The sequence below is a fragment of the Streptomyces sp. NBC_01237 genome (genome assembly GCF_035917275.1).
In the GTDB taxonomy this organism is placed as follows: Bacteria; Actinomycetota; Actinomycetes; order Streptomycetales; family Streptomycetaceae; genus Streptomyces.
Window position 1 is genome coordinate 627,947 of sequence record NZ_CP108508.1, and the last position, 21,377, is coordinate 649,323.

Consider the following 21,377-nt stretch of genomic DNA (forward strand, 5'->3'; position numbering starts at 1 on the left):
CCGGGCATGCGGCGTCCCTGCCGCTCTCCGGTCAGCCCTGCGGCGGGGTGAGCGCCTTGAGGCTGGGGCGGATCGCCGCCGCAGCCGCGTCGGCCGCCGCGGCTTCGTCCCCGGCCTCGATCGCCGCCAGCAGTGCTTCGTGCGGCTCGGCGCCGCTCTCCTGGATCACGTCCTGGCTGCGCAGCGCGTGCAGGCTGTCGTGGAGCCTGCCGACGAAGAAGCGGTAGCACTCCAGCAGCACACCGTTGCCCGCCGCCTCCACCACGGCCAGATGGAAGTCGGCGTCGGCGCGGGCGAACTCCTCCGGTCCGGTGGCGCGGTTCCGGGCGGCCAGCAAGCCGCGCAGCCGCCGCAGGTCGGCATCGGTGCGGCGGGTGGCGGCGAGGCGGGCCGCCTGAACGTCGAAGCCGAGCTGCACCTCGAACACCTCACGCACATCGGCGGTCCCGAACCGGCGCAGCATGGGCGCGGGATTGGCCGTGGAGACCACATAGGTACCGGCCCCCTGCCGGGTCTCCAGTACGCCGAGGTGGACCAGGGCCCGTACCGCCTCGCGGATCACCGTACGACTCACTCCCAGCTCCTCGGTGAGCCGCTGCTCGGTCGGCAGCCGGTCCCCGATCGCCCAAGTGCCCTGCTCCAGAGCCTCATTGAGCTGACCGACGACCTCGTCGACCGAGGACCTGCGGCCGATCATGCGCATGAGTGCTCCTTTTCCCGCCGATTTGCGATCTTCCAGCCCTACCGTATCCTGATCACCTGCCGTCATTCATCAGTCATCATACAAATTTGGAGCTACGGTGAAGCAGTTCGTCACACCCGATTCCCTGGCCTGGGCCGCACAGCTGCGGGAGGACACCGGGGCAGACGCGATGCCGTTCGCCCCCGCGGTCATCACGCGCGGCGACACCGTATGGCTCTCGGGCGCCACCGCCTACCCGCTCGTGCATCAGCACCCCCACGACGAGGCCGAGCTGACCGTGCCCGAGGGCATCGCGGAGCAGACCCGGGCCTGCCTGGACAATCTGCTCATCGCGTTGAAGGCGGCGGGCGGCGAGGTCCGGGACATCGTGAAGGTCACCATCTTCAACACCGACATGGACGCCCAGGACGAGGTCAACCGGGTCTACGCGGAGTTCTTCGGCGAGCACAGGCCGGCACGCAGCCATATCGGGGTCAACCGGCTGGTCGGCCCTGAGCTGAAGATCGAGATCGAGGCCGTAGCGGTCCTCGGCTGACAGTGCGTGCCCCTCGGTCAAGGGCGCGCGCCCTTGACCGACGGCGCGTCTGCCCTCGGTCCACGGCGCGTCGACTACCGCAGGAGCAGATCATGTCCCTCTTCATCCCCGACTTCGACGGAACCGTCGTCGTGCGTTCCACAGAAGCCGAACTGATCGGCAAGGGCGGCCCGGTGACCAACCAGTTGCTCGTCGACAGTTCCGCCACGGGCGGCGCGCTCTCCAGCATGCGGGTGACCCTCGACAAGGGCGCGAACGGTGCCCGTCCGCACCACCACGGCAAGTCCGCCGAGATGTTCTACGTCCTTGACGGCACCGCCCAACTCCTGTCCGGGGATCAGGTGGTCACCGCGGAGCGCGGGGACGTCGTCGTCGTACCGCCCGGCACACAGCACGCCTTCGCCGCGGCACCCGGCGAGATCGCGGACATGCTGGTCATCATCACGCCCGGCGTGGAGCGCTTCGAATACTTCCGCCATCTGGAGCGCATCCGTTACGGCAAGGTGCCGCCGGAGAGCCTCCTCGAAGTGCAGGAACTCTACGACTCCTATTTCGGGACGAGCGCCGTCTGGAACGCCGCCCGCGCATGACCATGCCCGGCACCGCGACAGCCGTGATGTGCGGGAAGGGGAAGAGCGCGCGGGGCGTGCGCGCGTGGTCCTGCGAGAGGGAGCGGCAGTGGCGGGAGTCTCCAAGATCGGCTGCCCGTTACTGTCCCGGCCGGGAATCCCGCCCGGGTCCGTGCGGTCGCAGACTGACGGAGTGCGGTGGATCGGTCGCGGCCGCACTCCTCTCCCCCATTCCAAGGACACAGGCCTGTGAGCGAACGCGTCATCACCCCCCGTAACCGTGGTTTCCTGTTCATCGACTCCCACCCGACCGGCTGTGAGCGTGTCGTCGAGCAGATGTGGCAGGCCGTCCCCTCCCCGGCCGACTCCCCCGCCGGCTCGCCGGACGGAGCGGCGCACACCGCGCCGGACGGCGCGCCGGTCGCGCTCGTGATCGGCTCGTCCGCCGGCTACGGGCTCGCCGCCACCGTCGCGGGCCTGGCGAGGGTCGGCATCCGAGGTATCGGTGTGTGCTTCGAGAAGGCTCCCGACAGGCGTACCGGAACTGCGGGCTGGTACCGCACGGCTGCCACCGCCCGGCTCGCCCGCCACCACGGCCGGGACATGGTCTTCCTCAACGGCGACGCCTTCTCCGACGCCATGAAGGACCAGGTGGCCGATCTGCTCAAGCAGCGCTTCGACGGGCGGCTGGACTACCTCGTCTACTCGGTGGCCGCGCCCCGGCGCACCGACCCGGACACCGGCGTCACCTACGCGTCCGTCCTCAAGTCCGTCGGTGAGGCGCACCGGACGAGGACTCTCGTCTTCGACGGTGAGGGTGCGCCCGAGGTTCGAGAGGTGGAGTCGCCGCCCGCCGAGGGCGACGACATCGCCCAGACGACCGCTGTCATGGGCGGCGCCGACTGGGAACGGTGGATCGGCCATCTCGCGGCGCGGGGCCTGCTCGCGGACGGTTTCACGACGGTCGCGCTCTCGTACATCGGCTCACCGTTGACCGCCGGTATCTACCGGCAGGGCACCATCGGCGTGGCCAAGGCCCACCTCGAACAGACCGCCCGGACGCTGGACGAGCGACTGGCCGAACTCGTCGGCGGCAGGGCGGTCACCTCCGTCAACGGTGCCGCCGTCACCCAGTCCTCCACCGCCATTCCCGGCATCGCCCTCTACCTGGGACTCCTGCGCGGGACCCTCGGCGACGCTCTCGTACCGCCGATCGCGCAGCTCACCGATCTGTGGGACCGGCTCACCGGCACCCGTCCGCTCGACCCGGACGATGAGGGGCGCGTCCGTCTCGACACCTGGGAACTCGCCCCGGACGTGCAGAGGGCCGTCACGGATCGCTGGAACCGTGCCACCACCGACACCATCGGTGAGCTGGCCGATCTCGACTGGTTCCACACGGAGGTCGAGCGCCTGTACGGCTTCGCCGTGCCCGGAGTCGACTACGACGCTCCGGTCAGGACCGACATCCCGTGGCCCGGCACCACAGCCTGACCGTCCGGAGCGATGCCGCTGTCAGCGCTCTCCCGCGGGCAGGCCGAGGTGGCCGTGCGGTGCTTGCCGGCCGAGGCCGCTCACGGTGAGCGTGCGTCGTGCCGATCCGCGACCCGGCCGACCGTGCGTGCGCGGACGACAGAGACCGACCGAGCGACCGGCGACCGGCGACCGGCGACCGGCGACCGAGCAACGAGCAACGAGCAACGAGCAACGAGCAACGAGCAACGAGCACATGCTGCCCGGTCCGGCACGAGCGGCGCTGCGTCACCTCAATTCGACGGGCGTCCGGTTCTCTCGACGCAGACAGAGCGCAGTGCGTGGCGCAGCGCCGTCGCGTGGAGGGGGTCGAGGCGCCGGTCGTGCCGTACGTGTGCCTCGGCCGCGGTCAATGTGCCGCCGCAGAAGTGAGCCGCCCGTGCCGCCGGAGAAGCGACGATCGCGCGGACCAGGTCGACGTTGGCACGGTTGATCTCCTCACGTACCTCCGCGAGATCCGGGCGCCCCACCGGCGCGTCGGAGGGGTCCGCGTCCCAGCGGCTGTGCAGGGCGCGCTGCACCCGTTTGTTCGCCTCGATCTGGTCCCGGAAGACCCCTGCCGTCGCCTTCGGATCGCCGCCCGCTTCGCGCGCCTGCCGTGCCGCCGCGTCGAGGACCTGCCCCTCGCGGACCGGGTCGTCGACAGGGCTGAGCGTCCCCCACTTGGCGGCGGCGACGAGGTCGGCCGTGGCTAGGCGCCGGGACGAGAGGTCGACCAGCGGGAGGAGCCGGGCGTACGCCCCGTAGCCCGTCCCGGCGACAGTAACCGTCGGTGACGCGGCGGCAGGCGACGCGGCGGCAGGTGGCGGCCCGACCGCGGCCGGGCCGGTGAAGACGGTGACCGCGATCGCGCCGACGGTCAGTAGGCGCCTTGCGCAGGCGGTGGGTCGCATGGGGCCGATCGTACGGACCCGCGCAGGCCGCGACCGCCGCCACGCGTGGAACGGGCCGCCCCAGACATCCGGAGTGCGAGCCACACCCAGCAGCCAACTTCGATGCATATCTATATTGACACTCACCGATATCGAGTGGCAGGCTACGAGTATCGACATCGATCGAAACAGCGACCGGTCCGGTCGCGTACTCCGGAGGACAGACCTGCCATGAGCACCACTTCAGAGCTCCCCGTCGTCATCATCGGGGCCGGCCCCGTCGGGCTGGCCGCCGCCGCCCACCTCGTCGAGCGCGGCATCGCGCCTCTCGTCCTGGAGGCGGGGTCCTCCGCCGCCTCCGCGGTTCGCGACTGGTCCCATGTACGGCTCTTCTCCCCCTGGGGCGAGGTCACCGACCCCGCCGCCGAGAAGCTCCTCGCGCCGACCGGCTGGGTCACGCCCGACGCCGCCGCCTACCCGTCCGGCGGGGACTGGGCCGAGCGGTATCTCCAGCCCCTCGCCGATGTACTGGGCGACCGCGTCCGCTACCGGACCACTGTCACCGGCGTCTCGCGTGCCGGCCGCGACCGCGTGGTCGACGCCGACCGCGAATCCCAGCCCTTCGTCCTGCACCTGACCACCCCCGATGGTGAGGAGCGCGTCCTCGCGCGCGCCGTCGTCGACGCCTCCGGGACCTGGCTCACCCCCGGGCCCGCGGGCGCCGGTGGCCTGCCCGCCCTCGGCGAGAAGGCTGCCGCCGACCGCATCTCCTACCGCGTGCCCGATCTCCATGACCCGGCCGTGCGCGCCCGTTACGCCGGTGGGCGCACCGCCGTCATCGGCTCCGGGGCCTCCGCGTTCACCGCCCTGGCCGCCCTCGCGGATGTCGCGAAGGACGAGCCCGGTACCCACTCCACGTGGATTCTGCGGCGCGGGATCAGCGGCTCCACCTTCGGCGGCGCCGCCGATCAGCTCCCCGCCCGCGGTGCCCTCGGCCTGGCCGCGAAGGCCGCCGTCGACGACGGGTACGCCGACGCCGTCACCGGCTTCCGCACCGAGGCCGTCGAGCGGGACGGCGCCGGCCGTCTCGTCCTCGTCGGCGAGGACGGCCGGCGCACGGACCCCGTGGACGAAGTCATCGTGCTCACCGGATTCCGCCCCGATCTGTCCTTCCTCTCGGAGATCCGTCTCGGCCTCGACGAACGGCTCCAGGCGCCCACCGCGCTCGCCCCGCTGATCGACCCCAACCAGCATTCCTGCGGCACCGTCTACCCCCATGGCCACCGTGAACTGTCCCACCCCGAACCCGGCATCCACCTGGTCGGCATGAAGTCCTACGGCCGCGCCCCGACCTTCCTGGCGATGACCGGCTACGAGCAGGTCCGCTCCGTCGCCGCCGCGCTCGCCGGTGACACCGAGTCCGCCGACCGCGTCGAACTCACCCTCCCGGAAACCGGAGTCTGCGGCGGCGCCGGACTCTTCGACGACCCGGCAGCCGAGCAGGCCGACGCCGGTGGCTGCTGCGACGCCCCGTAACCCGCCCCCGACCGTCCCTGCCGAACCCGTCGGGACCGGTGGCTGCTGCCCGTGACCGAGCTCGATGCCTGGGGGGCCGCGACCGGACGACCCCCGGTCGCGGCCCCGCGCCGTCACGCGGGTCGCCGACGGGGACATCGGCTGCTGCTCCTTCCCCGTATTCAATCGGGACGCCGGGCCCAGGCCGGTGTCCAGGTCTCGCCGTCGGGGCGGCCGGGGTACGCGGCGGCGAGGTGGGCGCGGAGCGCGGCGAGGGCGGGGTGCTGGTTGTCGGTGTGCCAGAGCAGGGAGTGCGGGTAGACCGGGATCGGGTCGTGCAGCGGGATGCGCCGCAGGTCGTGGCCTGCGGGCCAGACGAGCGGGGTCTGTTCGCTGACGAAGGTCCCCAGCGTCGAGGAATCCGCGATCGTGTCGAGGAGGGGTTCGATGCCGAAGTCGGGGCCGATCGCGTCGAGGGTGAACCCGAACGCGGCGGCGAACTCGTCGTAGTAGGCCGCCCACTCGGTACCGGGGATGTTGCCGGGCATCCAGATGCGGCGCCCGGCGAGCTGGGCGGGAGTGATCGCACCGGCGGCGGCGAACTCGTGGGCCGGTCCGGTGAACAGCTGAAGGGGCTCGTCGAACACCGGGGTGGCCTCGACACCGTCGGGGAGCTCCCGTCCGGGCATGGTGACGGCACGGAAGGTCGCGTCGATCGTTCCGGACCGGACGGCCGCGATGGCCGTACCGGAGTCCAGGAGGGTCACCACGTCGAGTTCGACGTCGGGGTGTGCGCGGTGGAAGCCGCGCAGCAGACCCGCCACCGAGAGCCGTCGGCCGATCACATCGACGCGCAGGGCGCGGCGTCCGGGTCGCACGGACGCCGCCGCCCGCTCCTCGGCTTCGAGGAGTGCGCGGGCGTGCGGCAGGAACGCCTGCCCGTCGATGGTGAGCCGGGCTCCTCGCGCGGTGCGATGGAACAGTTGCACGCCGAGGTCCTTCTCCAGCACGGCGATGCGCTTGGAGACCGCCTGCGGGGTGATCGACAAGGTGACGGCGGCTTCCTGGAACTGTTCCGCGTCGACGGCGGTGACGAAGGTGCGCACGGCGGTGAGGTCCACGTGTCCCATCCTAGGCACGCAACCGATCGTTGTTCCTCCAGGGCGAAATGGTTGTTTGATTCCCGTACTCGAAGGTCGCTTTGATGTCTCGGGTCAACGTGTGGTTTCGCGGGCAACGCCGCAGGACGGCGGCGTCACCGCACCGCGACGGACCCGGCCCCACCCCGGCGACCCACGCCGGTGCCCTCGGCAGCCGGCGACGGCTCCCTCGCGTCGCGGACCGGGGCGGGGCTTCCCCCTCGCATCGGAGGCGACCCGCCCGTGCCGGATTCATTCGTCCATCTGCACAATCACACCGAATATTCGATGCTGGACGGCGCGCAGAAGCTGAAGCCGATGTTCGGCGAGGTGTCCCGGCAGCGGATGCCCGCGATCGCGATGAGCGACCACGGCAATATGTTCGGTGCGCATGAATTCGCGCAGGTCGCGAAGGACTTCGAGGGCATCACGCCGATCATCGGCATCGAGGCGTACGTGGCGCCCTCGTCGCGTTTCGCCCGGAAGCAGGAGTTCTGGGGGCCGGGCGGCCGTCGCGCCGTGAGCGCCGACGGAGAAGGGTCGAAGGACGTCTCCGGTGGTGGCCGTTTCACCCATATGACCATGTGGGCGCGGAACGTCCAGGGCCTGCGGAACCTGTTCCGGCTCAGCACACAGGCCAGTTACGAGGGCCAGTTCCCGGCCGGGAAACCGCGTATGGACCGCGAGTTGATCGCTGAGCGGCCGGACGGCATCATCGCCACCACCGGCTGCCCCTCCGGCGAGATCCAGACCCGGCTGCGGCTGGACCAGTACGACGAGGCGAAGGCCGCCGCCGCGGCCTACCAGGAGATCTTCGGCCGCGAGAACTACTTCCTGGAGCTGATGGATCACGGTCTGGACATCGAGCGGGAGGTCCGCGGCGGTCTGCTGCGCCTGGCCGGGGAGCTGAGCATCCCGCTGCTGGCGACCAACGACGCGCACTACGTCACCGAGGACCAGGCCGATGCCCACGACAGTCTGTTGTGCATCGGGGTCGGCAAGAACAAGGCCGACCCGGGCCGTTTCCGCTTCAACGGCTCCGGCTACTACCTCAGGACAGCCGCCGAGATGCGCCGCCTCTTCTCGGAGCTTCCGGAAGCCTGCGACAACACCCTGCTGATCGCCGAGCGCGTCGAGTCCTACGACGAGGTGTTCGACTACACCGACGAGATGCCGCGGTTCCCGGACGTACCCGAGGGCGAGACCCAGGAGTCATGGCTGCGCAGGGAAGTGCTCACGGGCCTGGCGATGCGCTACGGGAGCCCGGTGCCCCAGCACGTCATGGAACGGTTCGAGACCGAGATGGCGGTCATCGGCCCCATGGGCTTCAGCTCCTACTTCCTCGTGGTGGCGGACATCTGCGCCCACGCCCGGAAGAACCGGATCCCCCTGGGTCCGGGCCGCGGATCGGCCACCGGTTCCCTCGTGGCCTACGCCACCCGCATCACCGAACTGTGCCCCCTGGAGCACGGCCTCCTGTTCGAACGGTTCCTCAATCCCGAGCGCATCAACCCGCCGGACGTCGACCTCGATTTCGACGACCGCCGGCGCGACAGGATGGTCCGCTACGTCACCGAGAAGTACGGCGACGAATACACCGCCATGGTCAACACCTTCGGCAGGATCAAGGCCAAGAACGCGACCAAGGACTCCTCGCGCATCCTGGGCTACCCCTACTCCCACGGCGAGCGGATCACCAAGGCGCTCCCCCCGGACCAGAACGGCAGGTCCGCTCCACTGGCGGCCGTCTTCGACCCGTCCCACGAACGGTACGGCGAGGCCGGCGAGATCCGGCAGATGTACGACAACGAGCCCGACGTGAAACGGGTGATCGACACCGCTCGCGGGGTGGAGGGCCTGACGCGCGGCACCGGGGTGCACGCCGCCGCGGTGATCCTTTCCAAGACGCGGCTGACCGACCGGATCCCGCTGCACATGCGGGCCTCGGACGGCGTGCGGATCACGGGGTTCGACTACCCGTCGTGCGAGGCCATGGGACTGATCAAGATGGATTTCCTGGGGTTGCGGAACCTGGGCGTCATCGATCAGGCCATCGAGAACATCCGCGAGAACCGGGGCGTCGACCTGGCCACCGTGGATCCGCTGGACGGTGGCTCCTCGGCCGTCGTGATCCCGCTGGACGACGCCACCACGTACCGACTGCTGGCCGAGGGCAATACGTTCGGGGTGTTCCAGCTCGACGGCGGAGGCATGCGGGTCCTGCTGAAGCAGATGGAGCCCACCCGGTTCGAGGACATCGCGGCGGTCAACGCCCTCTACCGGCCCGGCCCGATGGCGGCGAACGCGCACACCAACTACGCGCACCGCAAGACCGGCCGCCAGGAGATCACCCCGATCCACCCCGAGCTGCGCGAGGCTCTGGAGCCGATCCTCGGGAACACCTTCCATCTGCTCGTCTACCAGGAGCAGATCATGGCCATCGCCCGGGAGCTGGCCGGGTACACCCTGGGCGGCGCCGATCTGCTGCGCCGCGCGATGGGGAAGAAGAAGCCGGAGGTGCTGGCGGCGGAGTGGGACAGGTTCCACAGCGGCATGCGCGCCAACGGCTACACGGAGGAGGCGGTCAAGGCGCTGTGGGACGTGATGCTTCCGTTCTCCGGCTACGCGTTCAACAAGTCCCACACCGCCGGGTACGGACTCGTCTCGTACTGGACGGCCTATCTCAAGGCCAACTACCCGGCCGAGTACATGGCGGCCCTGCTCACCTCGGTCGGCGACGAGAAGGACAAGGCCGCGGTCTACCTCGCCGACGCCCGGAAGAACGGCGTCCGTGTTCTTCAGCCGGACGTGAACGAATCGGTCGCGGAGTTCACCGCGGTCGGCGACGACGTGCGGTTCGGGCTGCGGTCCGTACGCAACGTGGGCGACAACGTCATCGACGCCGTGCTGGCCGCCCGCCGGAGCAAGGGGAAGTTCACCTCCTTCTCCGACTTCCTGGACAAGGCCGGACTGCCCGCGCTGAACAAGAGGGCTGTCGAGTCCCTGGTCAAGGCCGGCACCTTCGATTCCCTGGGGCATTCGCGCAAGGGGCTTGCCGCCATTCACGAGGCGGCCATCGACGCGGTCATCCCGGTGAAGAAGGCGGCCGTTTTCGGGCAGGACGATCTCTTCGCCGGCCTGGGCGAAGAGATCGGCGGCGGACCGGCCTTCGGCCCGGACCTCGCCATCGAGGACGCGGAGTGGCCGCGCGGACTGCTGCTCGCGACCGAACGGGAGATGCTCGGCCTGTACGTCTCCGCCCACCCGCTGGACGGTGCCGAACACATCCTCTCCGGCGCACGGGACTGCTCCATCGCCGAACTGCTCGCCTCCGGCCGCACGACCGGGGACGTGCGGCTCTCCGGGCTGATCACCGGCGTCCAGCTCAAGGTGACCAAGCAGGGCAACGCCTGGGCCATCGTGAACCTCGCCGACCGGGACGCCGGGATCGAGGTCCTCTTCTTCCCCGCCTCCTACCGCCTCGTGCAGCACGCGCTCGCCGAGGACAACGTCATCTCCGTCACCGGCAGGATCGAGGACCGCGACGGAACGGTGAACATCTTCGGCAGCAAGCTCGCGGTACTGGACGTGTCCTCGGCCGAGCACGGCGGGAGGCCGCCCGTACGGCTCGCGCTCCCCTCCCACCGGATCACCGAGCGGTCCGTGGGCGAACTGAAGAGGATCCTCGCGGACCACCCGGGCGACAGCCCGGTCCACCTCAGCGTCCGCGGCGCACGGAAGACCACCGTCTACGCGCTGGGGGCCAAGGTGGACGCCACCACCATCGCCTCCGACGTGAAGGGCACGTTCGGGGCCGAGGCATGGGTGGGCCTCGTGTGATGCCGTGCCGGGCGCGGCTACAGGACCGCGAAGGCTTCCTCCACGGCCCGGCAGGTGGCCGCGAGGTCGTCCTCCGACACCACGGCGGGCACGAACCAGCAGGCCATGCCGTAGGCGTTGGTGTGCACCCCGCGCTTGAGCAGCTCGTGGCGGAAGGCGTCGTACCGGGGCTGATCGGTCCGCAGCAGGTCCCGGTACTGCCGTGTGGGGGTGCCGTCCGGGGTGAACACCACCTGGAACATGGCACCGACCCCCTGCACCGCGCACGGCACACCGCTGTCGTGCGCGGCGCGGCGCACCGTTTCCATCACACGGCGCCCGGTCTCGTCGATCCGTTTGGTGACGGCGGGGTCGTTCAGGGTGCGCAGCGTCACGAGGGCGGCCGTGGCGCACAGGGGTGACGCGTTGTAGGTGCCGCCGTGTTTGACCTCCGCGCGGGCCAGTGGCTCCATCACCTCGCGCCGGCCGGCGAAGGCGGCGATCGGGAGGCCGCCGCCCAGTGCCTTGGAGAACACTGCGAGGTCCGGCAGCACTCCGAAGAGCCCCTGGGCGCCGCCGGGGCCGGTACGGAATCCGGTGCACACCTCGTCGAAGATCAGCACGATCCCGCGTGCCGTGCACTCGTCTCGCAGCAGGTCCAGGAATCCCGCGTCGGGCATGGTGCAGGCGTTGTTGGCCACGATCGGCTCGCAGATGACGGCCGCCAGGTCGCGGTGGGCGTCCAGGACGGCCCGCAGGGCCGCCGGGTCGTTCCACGGGCAGACCACCACGTCGTCCACGACACCGGCCGGAATGCCGGGCGAGTGGGGTACGGAGTGGGGTGCGTCGTACGGCCCGGCTTCGGCGAGGGTGGGGCGGTTGGAGATGGCCAGGGTGTCGGACCAGCCGTGGTAGTGCCCCTCGAATTTGAGGATTCCGGACCGTCCGGTGTATCCGCGTGCCGCGCGCACCGCGCCCTGTACCGCCTCGCTCCCCGAGTTGGCGAAGCGCACCAGATCCGCGCAGGGCACCATCCGGCAGATGAGCTCGGCCAGTTCGACCTCCGGCACGTTGCAGGTGCCGAACATCGTGCCGGTGTGCAGGACCTCGGTGAGGGCGTCGGTGAGGAGCGGGGAGGCGTGGCCCAGGACCGCACTGCCGTAGGAGACGAGGTAGTCGATGTACTCGTTGCCGTCGACGTCCCGGATGCGGGCACCCGAACCGCTCTGCATGTAGAGCGGGTACGGGTGTGGTCCGGTCGAGGTCAGCCGGGCCGAGGAGCTGATCCCGCCGGCGAGGGATGCCTGCGCGCGGTCGAACCAGGACCTGCTGCCCTCGGTACCGCCGAGCGCCGGGAAAGCGTCATTCATCGCTGCTCCTGTTTGGAGGTGAGGACGGGGGGACACGCTCCGAGAGCCACGCGTGCGGTGGCTGGCTCACGGAGAGAGGATGTGTGCGACGTGGTGGTGAGAACGGCTGTGGTGACGGGGGCGGGGAGCGGTGTCGGGCGGGCCTGTGCACTGGGGCTGCTGGCCGACGGCTGGAGCGTCGTGCTGACCGGCAGGCGTACGGCGCGGCTGGAGGAGACGGTGGCGCTCGCGCCCCCGGCGGAACGTGGCCGCGCCGTGGCCGTCGCCGCGGACATCACCGACCCGGTGGCCGTCGATGACTTGTTCGCGGCGGTGGGAGAGCGGTTCGGCCGGCTCGACCTGCTGTTCAACAACGCCGCCGACACCATGCCGTACACCGCCACCGAGGATGTCGGCGTCGAGGACTGGCACCGTGTCATGGACTCCATCGCCACCGGCACCTTCCTGTGTTCGCGGGCCGCGTTCCGGATGATGAAGCGGCAGTCGCCGCGAGGCGGGCGGATCATCAACAACGGTGCTCCTTCCGCCCAGGCGCCCCGCCCCGACTCGATCGCCTTCACCGCGGCCAAGCACGCCGTGGCCGGGCTGACCCGTTCGCTCTCCCTCGACGGCCGCCGCTACGACATCTCCTGCGGCCAGATCGACATCGGCAATGTGACCCCGCACGACCGGCCGCAGCCCGAGGTGCGCCAGGCCGACGGGTCGCTCCGGGCCGAGCCGACCATGGACATGCGGCATGTCGTCGACATGGTGCGCGCCATGGCCGCGCTACCGGCCGGGGTGAACATTCAGTCCGTCCTGGTCATGCCGAGCTCCATGCCGTACGTCGGCCGGGGATAGCCCGGCGACGTAGGCCCGCACCCAGCGGCCGGGCACCAGGTGCCCGGCCTGCTGCCAGGCCAGCATCCGGTGCAGTCCGTCGAGGTGGATCAGCCCCTCGCGGACCGTCAGTGCCTCGTAGTCCTGACCCGGCACCGCGCTGGTGCTGAGGAACAGCGGCCGCGGCCGGGCGTGGATCTGACGTGCGAGCTTGCGCCGGCACAGCGGATTGGTGTCGGCGTACGACGTTCCCAGTGCGGTGAGCCGGGATGCCGCCGCGGCCACGGTCAGGCCGGTCCTCGGGATCAGCTCGACCCCGCCGTTCTCCCCGAGATGCCAGGGCAGCACGACGTCGAGTACTTCGGTGCCCTCCAGCATCACCTCGTGCCAGCGGCCTCCGAGGGTCAGCTGGGCGTTATGGATGTGGGTCCGGGCCTCGTCGTTCGAGTTGGCCTCGTCGTCCGGGTCATAGGGGTGCTCACGGCCGAATCGCCTCATGAGTGCGTCAAAGGTGACCGCTTCCAACACCTTCATGCCGACGTTCCCGTTCCTGTGCGGACGTATTCGCTGAAATGCCGGTCGGCGAACAGTTCCGGCCAGCGTCCCTGGCCCAGTCCCCGTTCCCGGCCCACGGACAGTACCTCGCGCCAGTACGGCTTGACCGGGGGCCACAGCGTGCCCGTCCGGCAGTACGACGCGTCGATCATGTAGCGAGGTCCCCCGCCCGCCGTCGGACCGGGCGCGGCGCGGCGGGTGTGGAACAGCGCGGAGTGCAGGAGCACGGTGGAGCCCGGCGGAAGCTCCTCGATGAGTACTTCACCCGGCTGCGCGGCCGTCCCCAGGTGTGTCCACGCGTCCTTCTCGGCAACGAGGTGGTGCGATCCGGGCAGCACGGCCAGGGAGCCCACCGTGGGCTGGAGCCCGCCTATGTAGTGCAGGGTGTGGATCATGGGCTGATCTCGGTCCCGTTGCGGCCGCTGCTCGTAGTCGTGGTGCCAGTTCTTGCCGCTGCCTCCGGGCGGGCGGCGGTCGCTGTGCAGGTGGTGGAAGACGAAGGACGGCCCCAGCAGGCTGTCGTCACTGAGCAGTTCCAGCAGGGGGGCGTAGGCCGCGAGTTCTCCGTGCGCCTCCATCCGCAACTCCACCACCGACGGCGGAGCGCATTCCTCCGGGCGTAAGCACGCGTCGATGGATAACTGCCTCAGACCGGAATCGACCCACTCGTCGACTTCGCGCGCGAGGCGCTCGACCAGGGTGCCGGGAAGCAGTCCGGGCAACACGAGGTAGCCGGTCTCCTTGAAGTTCGCCACCTGCGCTTCGAGATCCATGAAACCGATCACGCGATGAAACCCCCCACTATTCACCGAGATGCCAAGAGACGTACGGCTGAGCGTCCGGTCCTTTCTATCCCTCTCCACTACGGCGCACGCCCCGCCGACCGACAATGGCCAAAGGCCAGCACTTTGGCCGGAACCGCCGCGAGGGCGGCGAAGGGAAACGACCGTACGACGGCCGCTCACGGGGGTGCGGGGGTCGACGCGTGCGGACAGGGCGCCGTCCCGGATCAGCCGGGCAGGCCGCCACGTCCCGGGGCGGGCCCCCGGTCTACGGGACAGCCCTTGGCCCGGCCGTCTCCCGCGCGGGCGTACGGGATCTCATCGGCGCCCCCGGTGACCGAGCCGCGCCGAGAGGTCCTCGGCGCCCTTGACCGCCAGCGCGGCGAGTTCCGCCTCGCGGTCCTCGCTCCAGCGGATCACGGGTACGGAGATGGAGAGCGCGGCGACGACACGGCCCGTGCTGTCGCGCACCGGTGCGGCCACGCAGCTCACATCCGGGTTGGACTCCCGGTGCTCCACGGCGATGCCGCGCTCCCGGACGTCGGCCAGGACAGCGTGCAGCTCATCGGGATCCGTGATGCTGTCGGGCGTCATCCGGGCGAACTCGCGCCCTTCGATGCGGGCCCGCAGTTCGGTTTCGGGCAGCGAGGCGAGCAGCATCTTGCCGACGGAGGTGCAGTGCGCGGGCAGTCTCCGTCCGGCGGCCGAGACCATCCGCACGGCGTGGGTGGAGTCCACCTTGGCGATGTAGATGACATCGGCGTCCTCCAGGACGGCGACATGGACGGTCTCGTCGCAGGTCTCCGCGACGTCGCGGGCCACCTGCTGTCCCTCGGCGGCGAGGTCCAGCTGTTCGGCGTACCGGCTGCCGAGCTGGTAGGTGCGTACGCCGAGCCGGTAGCGGCCGGGCTGTTCGGGGACGGCCACCAGATAGGAGCGGGCGGCCAGGGTGGTGAGCAGCTCGTGCACGGTGGTGCGCGGGAGTTGGAGCCTGCGGGTGACGTCGGGGGCGGAGAGCGTCCCGTCCCCTTCCAGGAACAGTTCGAGTATGTCGAATGCCCGGGTCACGGCCGGTACCAATCGCCCCATGGCGCACACCCCTTGCGTTCGAAATTCCGACCATTGGCCGGTATGACGAACACAGGCTAGCCGCTGCGCGATCCATTGACACTACCGAGGATCGCTGAATACGGTCGCGCCAGCATTTCGAACGAGTGACGAAATATCGAACAGAGCTGGGGGCAACTGCCGTGCGCATCACGGGAATCAGCACTCACGTCGTCGGGACGCCCTGGCGCAATCTCACCTATGTCGTCGTCCGGACCGACGAGGGTCTCACCGGCGTCGGCGAGACCCGGATGCTCGGCCGCACCGACGCCCTCGTCGGCTATCTCCGCGAGGCGACGGCCAACCACATCACCGGCTCAGATCCGTTCGCGGTGGAGGATCTCGTACGGCGGATGAAGTACGGCGACTACGGACGGGCCGGGGAGATCGTCATGTCGGGCATCGCCGTGGTGGAGATGGCCTGCTGGGACATCAAGGGCAAGGCCCTGGGCGTCCCGGTCTGGCAGCTGCTGGGCGGCCGGGTCACCGACCGGGTCAAGGCGTACGCGAACGGCTGGTACACCACCGAGCGCACCCCCGAGGCGTACCACCGGGCCGCCCGGACCGTCATGGACCGCGGCTACCGGGCCCTGAAGATCGACCCCTTCGGGACCGGGCACTACGAACTCGACCACGCGGGCACCACCTACGCGGTGTCGCTCATCGAGGCGGTACGGGACGCGATCGGGCCGGACGCCGAACTGATGCTGGAGATGCACGGACGCTTCAGCCCCTCCACGGCGGTGCGGCTGGCGAAGGATCTGGCCCCGTTCCGGCCGGCCTGGCTGGAGGAACCGGTGCCGCCGGAGAACCTCGACGCGCTCAGGAAGGTGGCGGACAAGGTGGATCTGCCCATCGCCACCGGCGAGCGGATCCATGACCGGATCGAGTTCCGCGAGCTGTTCGCCTCCCGGGCGGCCGACATCATCCAGCCGGACGTCGGACACATCGGGGGGATTCTGGAGACCCGGAAACTCGCCGCGACCGCCGAGACGCACTACACGCTCCTCGCCCCGCACAATGTGGGCGGCTCCGTCCTGACCGCCGCCACGCTCCAACTGGCGGCCTGCACACCGAACTTCAAGATCCTCGAACACTTCAATGACTTCGCGGACGCGGACATCAAGCAGGTGGTCAGGGGCGCGCCCCAGGTCGATCCCGACACCGGCTGCTTCGAGGTGTCGCACGCACCCGGCCTCGGGGTCGAGCTGGACGAGGACGCCGCCGCCGAATTCCCGCAGCAGCGGGCCCGGTTCGACCTGTGGGCCGAGGGCTGGGAGCGGAGGGCGCCGAAGTGAGCCGCGCCCTGGTCGTCGAGCGGCCGGGCGAGTACCGCCTGGTGCGCCGCGAAGTGCCGTGTCCGGGGCCGGGAGACGTACTGGTACGGGTCGCCGCCGCCGGCATCTGCATGAGCGACCGGGACGTGTACGACGGGCACCGCGACACCGGCTATGTCCGCTATCCCGTGACGTTGGGCCATGAGTGGTCCGGCACCGTGGAGGCGGTCGGCGCGGGCGTGGACCCGGCGCTCGTCGGCCGCGCGACCGTCGCCGAGGGGTTCAGGTCCTGCGGGACGTGCGAGCGCTGCCGGTGCGGCGAGACCAGCCTGTGCTCCGGCGGGTACGCGGAGACCGGGTTCACCGAGCCGGGCGCCTTCGCGGACCATCTGACGCTGCCCGCACGGTTGTTGCACCCGTTGCGCGACGACGCGGACCTGCGGGCCGCGGCCCTGCTGGAGCCCGCCGCCGTGATCGCGGCAGCGGTACGGGCCGGGCGGCCTCGCCCCGGCGAACGGATCGCGGTGGTCGGCGCGGGCACGCTCGGGCTGCTCGCGGTACAGCTGCTGTCCGCCACCTCGCCCGCCGAGCTGACCGTGATCGATCCGCGGGTCCCGCGCGGCGGCCTTGCCCTGCGGTCCGGGGCGAGCGCGGCATGCGTACCCGAGGAAGCGGAACACGGCCGCTTCGACCTGGTCGTGGAGACCGCGGGCGCGCCGGCCACGGCTGCGTCCTCCTGCCTGCTGGCGCGCAGGGGCGGCCGGGTCGTCCTGACCGGGATGTTCACGCCCGGCGCGACCGGCATCGATCCGGTGCATCTCTCGCTGAGCCAGCTGGAGGTGCGGAGCATCTTCGGCGCACCCTCGTCCGCCTGGTCCGACGCCGTACGGGCCTTCGGCCTGGGTCTGCTCGACCCGGCGCCGCTGATCACCCACGAGTTCCCGCTGGAGCGGTTCGGCGAGGCCGTCGCGCTGGTCGGCGGCGGGGACCCGGAGACCGGGAAGGTGCTTCTCCGGCCGTAGTCCGCGCACCACCGGGGCGCGCCGGGGCCCCGCTCCGGCGTGGCCGGTTCTGCCGGCCTCGCGCCCCCGCACGACCCCACATCCGAATGACGTCCGGGATACCGGACAAAGGAGTCCTGTGAACGCCTCCCACGTACCCCGCCGCCCCGGTGTCGATGCCCTGGCCCGCATCGGCCATCGCTCCCCCGACGTCGATCCGGCCGACGCCTCACCGCACTCCTTCCCCGACGGCGGCACCTGGCGCACCGAGATCCCCTCGGTGGAGGGGCCCGAGGCGCTGGCCGTCGTACTCGCGGAGAGCCTCCGCCTGGACGTGCCCGTCCACCGCATCAGTCAGGGCAGCGGTGTCTGGATGCTGACCGACGACGAGATCTCCGGGATGGCGGCTTCCTGCGCCGAACGCGGCATCGAACTCTGTCTGTTCACCGGTCCACGCGGCACCTGGGACATCGGCGCGGCCACCCGCACCGACTCGGGCGGCGGCGGGCTCCGCGCCCGCGGCCATGACGCGCTCGCCGGCTGTGTCGAGGACGCCCTGCGTGCCACCTCCCTGGGGGTGCGCTGTCTGCTCGTCGCCGACGAGGGCGTGCTGTGGACACTGCACCGGCTGCGCGCCGCGGGGCTGCTGCCGGACGGCACCACCTTCAAGCTGTCCGCACTCACCGGTCCGGTCAATCCGGCCGCGTACACCGTGTACGAACGGCTCGGCGCTGACTCCCTCAACGTGCCCTCCGACCTGACCCTGGACCACCTCACCGAGATCCGCAGGGTCAGCCGCGCCCCGATGGACCTCTATGTCGAGGCCCCCGACGACCTCGGCGGCTATGTCCGGATGTACGAGGCGGCCGAGCTGATCCGGCGGGGCGCGCCCCTCTACCTGAAGTTCGGCCTGAGCAGATCTCCGGCCATCTATCCCTATGGCGCACAGCTGCGTGAACTCACGCTCGCCACCGCCCGTGAGCGGGTGCGGCGCGGTCGCCTCGCTCTCGATCTGCTGGCCCGGCACGGAGCGGACGGCGGAATGTCACCGCTCGGCTCCCGGCTGCCGGGGCCGCTCCGGCGCTTTCCCGTCCCGGAAGGGGACTGACCCATGCGCACACGCACCCCTCGTATCGCCACCGCGGCAGCACTGGCCGCGGTGCTCACGCTCTCGCTCACCGCCTGTGGCCAGGAGGCCAGGGGCGGCAGCCGCTACCGGGCCGACGACGGCACGACGGGCACCATCGGTCTGGCGATGCCCACCAAGTCGTCGGAGCGCTGGATAGCCGACGGGAAGAACATGGCCGAGCAGTTCCGGCGCGCGGGCTACCGGCCCGACCTCCAGTACGGCGACGACAAGGTGGAGAACCAGGTCGCCCAGTTGGAGAACATGATCGCCAAGGGCCACCGGCTGCTGGTGGTCGCCGCGATCGACGGCTCGGCGCTCACCGATGTGCTGGAACGCGCGCACGACGCGGGCATCCCCGTGATCTCGTACGACCGCCTCATCATGGGCACGGAGAACGTCGACTACTACGCGTCCTTCGACAACGAGCGGGTCGGCGAGCTGGAGGCGACGTACATCGTCGACCGGCTCGGACTGAAAAGGAACAAGGACACCTTCACTATCGAGCTCTTCGCGGGCTCACCGGACGACAACAACACCAAGTACTTCTGGAACGGCGCCATGAAGGTGCTGAAGCCGTACATCTCGGCGGGCCGGCTCGTCGTGCGCAGCAAGCAGACCGCACTGAACCAGGCGACCACGCTGCGCTGGGACGGCGGTACGGCACAGAAGCGCATGGACGACCTGATCAGCAAGAACTACGGCGAGGCGCGCGTGGACGCGGTCCTCTCCCCGTACGACGGGATCTCGATCGGCATCATCTCGGCGCTGAAGAGCGCCGGTTACGGCAGCGGGGACCAGCCGCTGCCCGTCGTCACCGGCCAGGACGCGGAGCTGGCCTCGGTGAAGTCGATCATCCGGGGCGAGCAGACGCAGACGGTCTTCAAGGACACCCGCAAGCTGGCCGCACAGGCGGTCCAGATGGGCGACGCCGTCCTCACCGGCAAGAAGCCCGAGGTCAACAACACCAAGGACTACAACAACGGCAGGAAGACCGTGCCGTCGTATCTGCTGGACCCGGTCAGTATCGACAGGTCCAACACCCAGCTCCTGGTGAACGAGGGGTACTTCACGGCGGGACAGCTCAAGTGAGCGGCCGCCCGGTCCTCGAGATGCGCGGCATCACCAAGACCTTCCCCGGCGTCACCGCACTCAGCGAGGTCTCCCTCACCGTGCGCCACGGGGAGATCCACGCGATCTGCGGCGAGAACGGCGCGGGCAAGTCCACGCTCATGAAGGTCCTCAGCGGCGTTCATCCGCACGGCAGTTACCGGGGCGACATCCTCTTCGAGGGCGAGCCGGTGGCCTTCAGGAACATCCGGGCCAGCGAGCGTCAGGGCATCGTGATCATCCATCAGGAACTGGCCCTGATCCCCCACCTGTCGATCGCGGAGAACATCTTCCTCGGCAATGAACAGACCTCGGCGCGCGGCGTCATCGACTGGAACGAGACGTTGCGCAAGGCGGGCGGGCTGCTGAAGCGGGTGGGGCTGCGCGAGAACCCGCAGACTCCCGTCACCGATATCGGTGTGGGCAAACAGCAGCTGGTGGAGATCGCCAAGGCGTTGTCGAAGGAGGTGAAGCTCCTCATTCTCGACGAGCCGACGGCCGCCCTGAACGACGAGGACAGCGCGAAGCTGCTCGATCTGATCCTGGAGCTGCGCGCGGAGGGCATCGCCTGCATCATCATCTCCCACAAGCTGAACGAGATCAGGCGGATCACCGACTCGGTGACCATCCTGCGCGACGGACGGACCATCGAGTCCCTGATGGTCCGTGTGACTCCGGACGCGGAACCGGAGTTGTCCGAGGACCGGATCATCCGGGGCATGGTCGGCCGCGATCTCGACCATCGTTTCCCCGAGCGCACCCCGTACGGGGGCGACGACGCCGGGACACTCGCGTTCCAGGTGCGGGGCTGGACGGTGCGGCACCCGGTCGACCAGCAGCGCACCGTGGTCGACGATGTGTCGCTCACCGTGCGCCGCGGCGAGATCGTCGGGGTCGCGGGCCTGATGGGCGCGGGCCGCACCGAGCTGGCGATGTCCGTCTTCGGGCGCAGTTACGGACAGTACGTCGCCGGGACGGTGGAGGTGGGCGGGCACGAGGTGGCCACCAGGACGGTCTCCGCGGCGATCGACGCCGGTATCGCGTACGTCACCGAGGACCGCAAGCGCTACGGCCTCAACCTCATCGACACCATCACCCGCAATGTCTCCCTGGCCTCGCTGCCCGGGATGCGGCGTCGCGGTGTCGTCGACCAGCACCATGAGCGCCGGGTCGCCGAGCGCTACCGCACCACCATGAACATCAAGGCGCCGACGGTCTTCGAGCAGGTGGGGCGGTTGTCAGGCGGCAATCAGCAGAAGGTCGTCCTCAGCAGGTGGATCCACGCCGACCCCGAGGTGCTGATCCTCGACGAGCCGACGCGCGGGATCGACGTCGGCGCCAAGTACGAGATCTACACCGTCATCGACCGGCTCGCGGCGCAGGGAAAGGCGGTCCTGTTCATCTCCTCCGAGCTGCCGGAGCTGCTGGGGATGTGCGACCGGATCTACACGATGGCCGAGGGCCGGCTGACCGGTGAGGTCACCCGCGCCGAGGCCACCCAGGAAGTCCTGATGCGCCAGATGACCCTGAACGGAAGCTGAGGTC

At 70.1% G+C, this 21,377-nt stretch carries 18 protein-coding genes; 11 read left to right on the forward strand and 7 right to left on the reverse strand.

Features of this window, described 5'->3' with window-relative positions; genetic code table 11:
* Positions 1–31: 31 nt before the first annotated feature.
* Entirely contained in the window at positions 32–703 is a 672-nt protein-coding gene (locus OG251_RS02900) for a FadR/GntR family transcriptional regulator (protein WP_326675443.1), read from the reverse strand.
* Between the two features lie 97 nt (positions 704–800).
* Here OG251_RS02900 and OG251_RS02905 point away from each other — a divergent pair, with 97 nt between their 5' ends.
* The 3 genes from OG251_RS02905 (at position 801) to fabV (ending at position 3,301) form a co-directional block, all read left to right on the forward strand.
* Complete coding sequence (locus OG251_RS02905; RefSeq protein ID WP_326675444.1) at positions 801–1,238, forward strand: RidA family protein; 438 nt, start codon at positions 801–803, stop codon at positions 1,236–1,238.
* A 92-nt stretch (positions 1,239–1,330) separates the two neighbouring features.
* The gene (locus tag OG251_RS02910; protein WP_326675445.1) at positions 1,331–1,828 is read left to right on the forward strand and encodes a cupin domain-containing protein; all 498 of its coding nucleotides are present in this window, start codon (positions 1,331–1,333) and stop codon (positions 1,826–1,828) included.
* Positions 1,829–2,056: 228 nt separating this feature from the next.
* Entirely contained in the window at positions 2,057–3,301 is a 1,245-nt protein-coding gene (fabV, locus tag OG251_RS02915) for an enoyl-[acyl-carrier-protein] reductase FabV (protein ID WP_326675446.1), read from the forward strand.
* A gap of 272 nt (positions 3,302–3,573) precedes the next feature.
* Here fabV and aroQ read toward each other — a convergent pair whose 3' ends face one another.
* Positions 3,574–4,233, reverse strand: coding sequence for a gamma subclass chorismate mutase AroQ (gene aroQ, locus OG251_RS02920; RefSeq protein ID WP_326675447.1), 660 nt, complete (start codon positions 4,231–4,233; stop codon positions 3,574–3,576).
* A 210-nt stretch (positions 4,234–4,443) separates the two neighbouring features.
* Here aroQ and OG251_RS02925 point away from each other — a divergent pair, with 210 nt between their 5' ends.
* Positions 4,444–5,748 carry an NAD(P)-binding domain-containing protein gene (locus tag OG251_RS02925; RefSeq protein ID WP_326675448.1) on the forward strand — a complete coding sequence of 435 codons (1,305 nt, stop codon included), beginning with the start codon at positions 4,444–4,446 and terminating at the stop codon, positions 5,746–5,748.
* Between the two features lie 161 nt (positions 5,749–5,909).
* Here the strand turns inward: OG251_RS02925 and OG251_RS02930 are convergent, their stop codons facing one another.
* Positions 5,910–6,848, reverse strand: a complete 939-nt coding sequence (locus OG251_RS02930; protein ID WP_326675449.1) for a LysR family transcriptional regulator — start codon at positions 6,846–6,848, stop codon at positions 5,910–5,912.
* 261 nt (positions 6,849–7,109) lie between these two features.
* Here OG251_RS02930 and dnaE point away from each other — a divergent pair, with 261 nt between their 5' ends.
* Complete coding sequence (dnaE, locus tag OG251_RS02935) at positions 7,110–10,706, forward strand: DNA polymerase III subunit alpha (RefSeq protein ID WP_326675450.1); 3,597 nt, start codon at positions 7,110–7,112, stop codon at positions 10,704–10,706.
* A 17-nt stretch (positions 10,707–10,723) separates the two neighbouring features.
* Here dnaE and OG251_RS02940 read toward each other — a convergent pair whose 3' ends face one another.
* Positions 10,724–12,055 (reverse strand): aspartate aminotransferase family protein, encoded by a 1,332-nt coding sequence (locus OG251_RS02940; protein ID WP_326675451.1) that lies wholly within the window; start codon positions 12,053–12,055, stop codon positions 10,724–10,726.
* 90 nt (positions 12,056–12,145) lie between these two features.
* Between OG251_RS02940 and OG251_RS02945 the strand changes: the two genes are divergently transcribed.
* Entirely contained in the window at positions 12,146–12,895 is a 750-nt protein-coding gene (locus OG251_RS02945; protein WP_326675453.1) for an SDR family oxidoreductase, read from the forward strand.
* Here OG251_RS02945 and OG251_RS02950 read toward each other — a convergent pair.
* From OG251_RS02950 to OG251_RS02960, 3 genes are all read right to left on the reverse strand, one after another.
* Positions 12,824–13,408, reverse strand: coding sequence for a DUF6309 family protein (locus tag OG251_RS02950; RefSeq protein ID WP_326675454.1), 585 nt, complete (start codon positions 13,406–13,408; stop codon positions 12,824–12,826). The two genes, OG251_RS02945 and OG251_RS02950, sit on opposite strands and share 72 nt — an antisense overlap.
* Positions 13,405–14,202, reverse strand: a complete 798-nt coding sequence (locus OG251_RS02955) for a phytanoyl-CoA dioxygenase family protein (RefSeq protein ID WP_326675456.1) — start codon at positions 14,200–14,202, stop codon at positions 13,405–13,407. Before OG251_RS02955 ends, OG251_RS02950 begins: the two co-directional genes overlap by 4 nt.
* A 327-nt stretch (positions 14,203–14,529) precedes the next feature.
* Positions 14,530–15,300 (reverse strand): IclR family transcriptional regulator, encoded by a 771-nt coding sequence (locus OG251_RS02960; RefSeq protein ID WP_326675457.1) that lies wholly within the window; start codon positions 15,298–15,300, stop codon positions 14,530–14,532.
* 161 nt (positions 15,301–15,461) lie between these two features.
* Between OG251_RS02960 and OG251_RS02965 the strand changes: the two genes are divergently transcribed.
* The 5 genes from OG251_RS02965 (at position 15,462) to mmsA (ending at position 21,373) form a co-directional block, all read left to right on the forward strand.
* The gene (locus tag OG251_RS02965) at positions 15,462–16,616 is read left to right on the forward strand and encodes a mandelate racemase/muconate lactonizing enzyme family protein (protein WP_326675458.1); all 1,155 of its coding nucleotides are present in this window, start codon (positions 15,462–15,464) and stop codon (positions 16,614–16,616) included.
* Positions 16,613–17,617, forward strand: coding sequence for a zinc-dependent alcohol dehydrogenase (locus tag OG251_RS02970; protein ID WP_326675459.1), 1,005 nt, complete (start codon positions 16,613–16,615; stop codon positions 17,615–17,617). Before OG251_RS02965 ends, OG251_RS02970 begins: the two co-directional genes overlap by 4 nt.
* A gap of 118 nt (positions 17,618–17,735) precedes the next feature.
* Positions 17,736–18,704 carry a hypothetical protein gene (locus OG251_RS02975; protein ID WP_326675461.1) on the forward strand — a complete coding sequence of 323 codons (969 nt, stop codon included), beginning with the start codon at positions 17,736–17,738 and terminating at the stop codon, positions 18,702–18,704.
* Positions 18,705–18,707: 3 nt separating this feature from the next.
* On the forward strand, positions 18,708–19,814 hold the full coding sequence (gene chvE, locus OG251_RS02980; protein ID WP_326675462.1) for a multiple monosaccharide ABC transporter substrate-binding protein: 1,107 nt from the start codon (positions 18,708–18,710) through the stop codon (positions 19,812–19,814).
* A complete protein-coding gene (gene mmsA, locus OG251_RS02985) occupies positions 19,811–21,373 on the forward strand; it encodes a multiple monosaccharide ABC transporter ATP-binding protein (RefSeq protein ID WP_442818302.1) in 1,563 nt (520 codons plus the stop codon). Before chvE ends, mmsA begins: the two co-directional genes overlap by 4 nt.
* Positions 21,374–21,377: the final 4 nt, after the last annotated feature.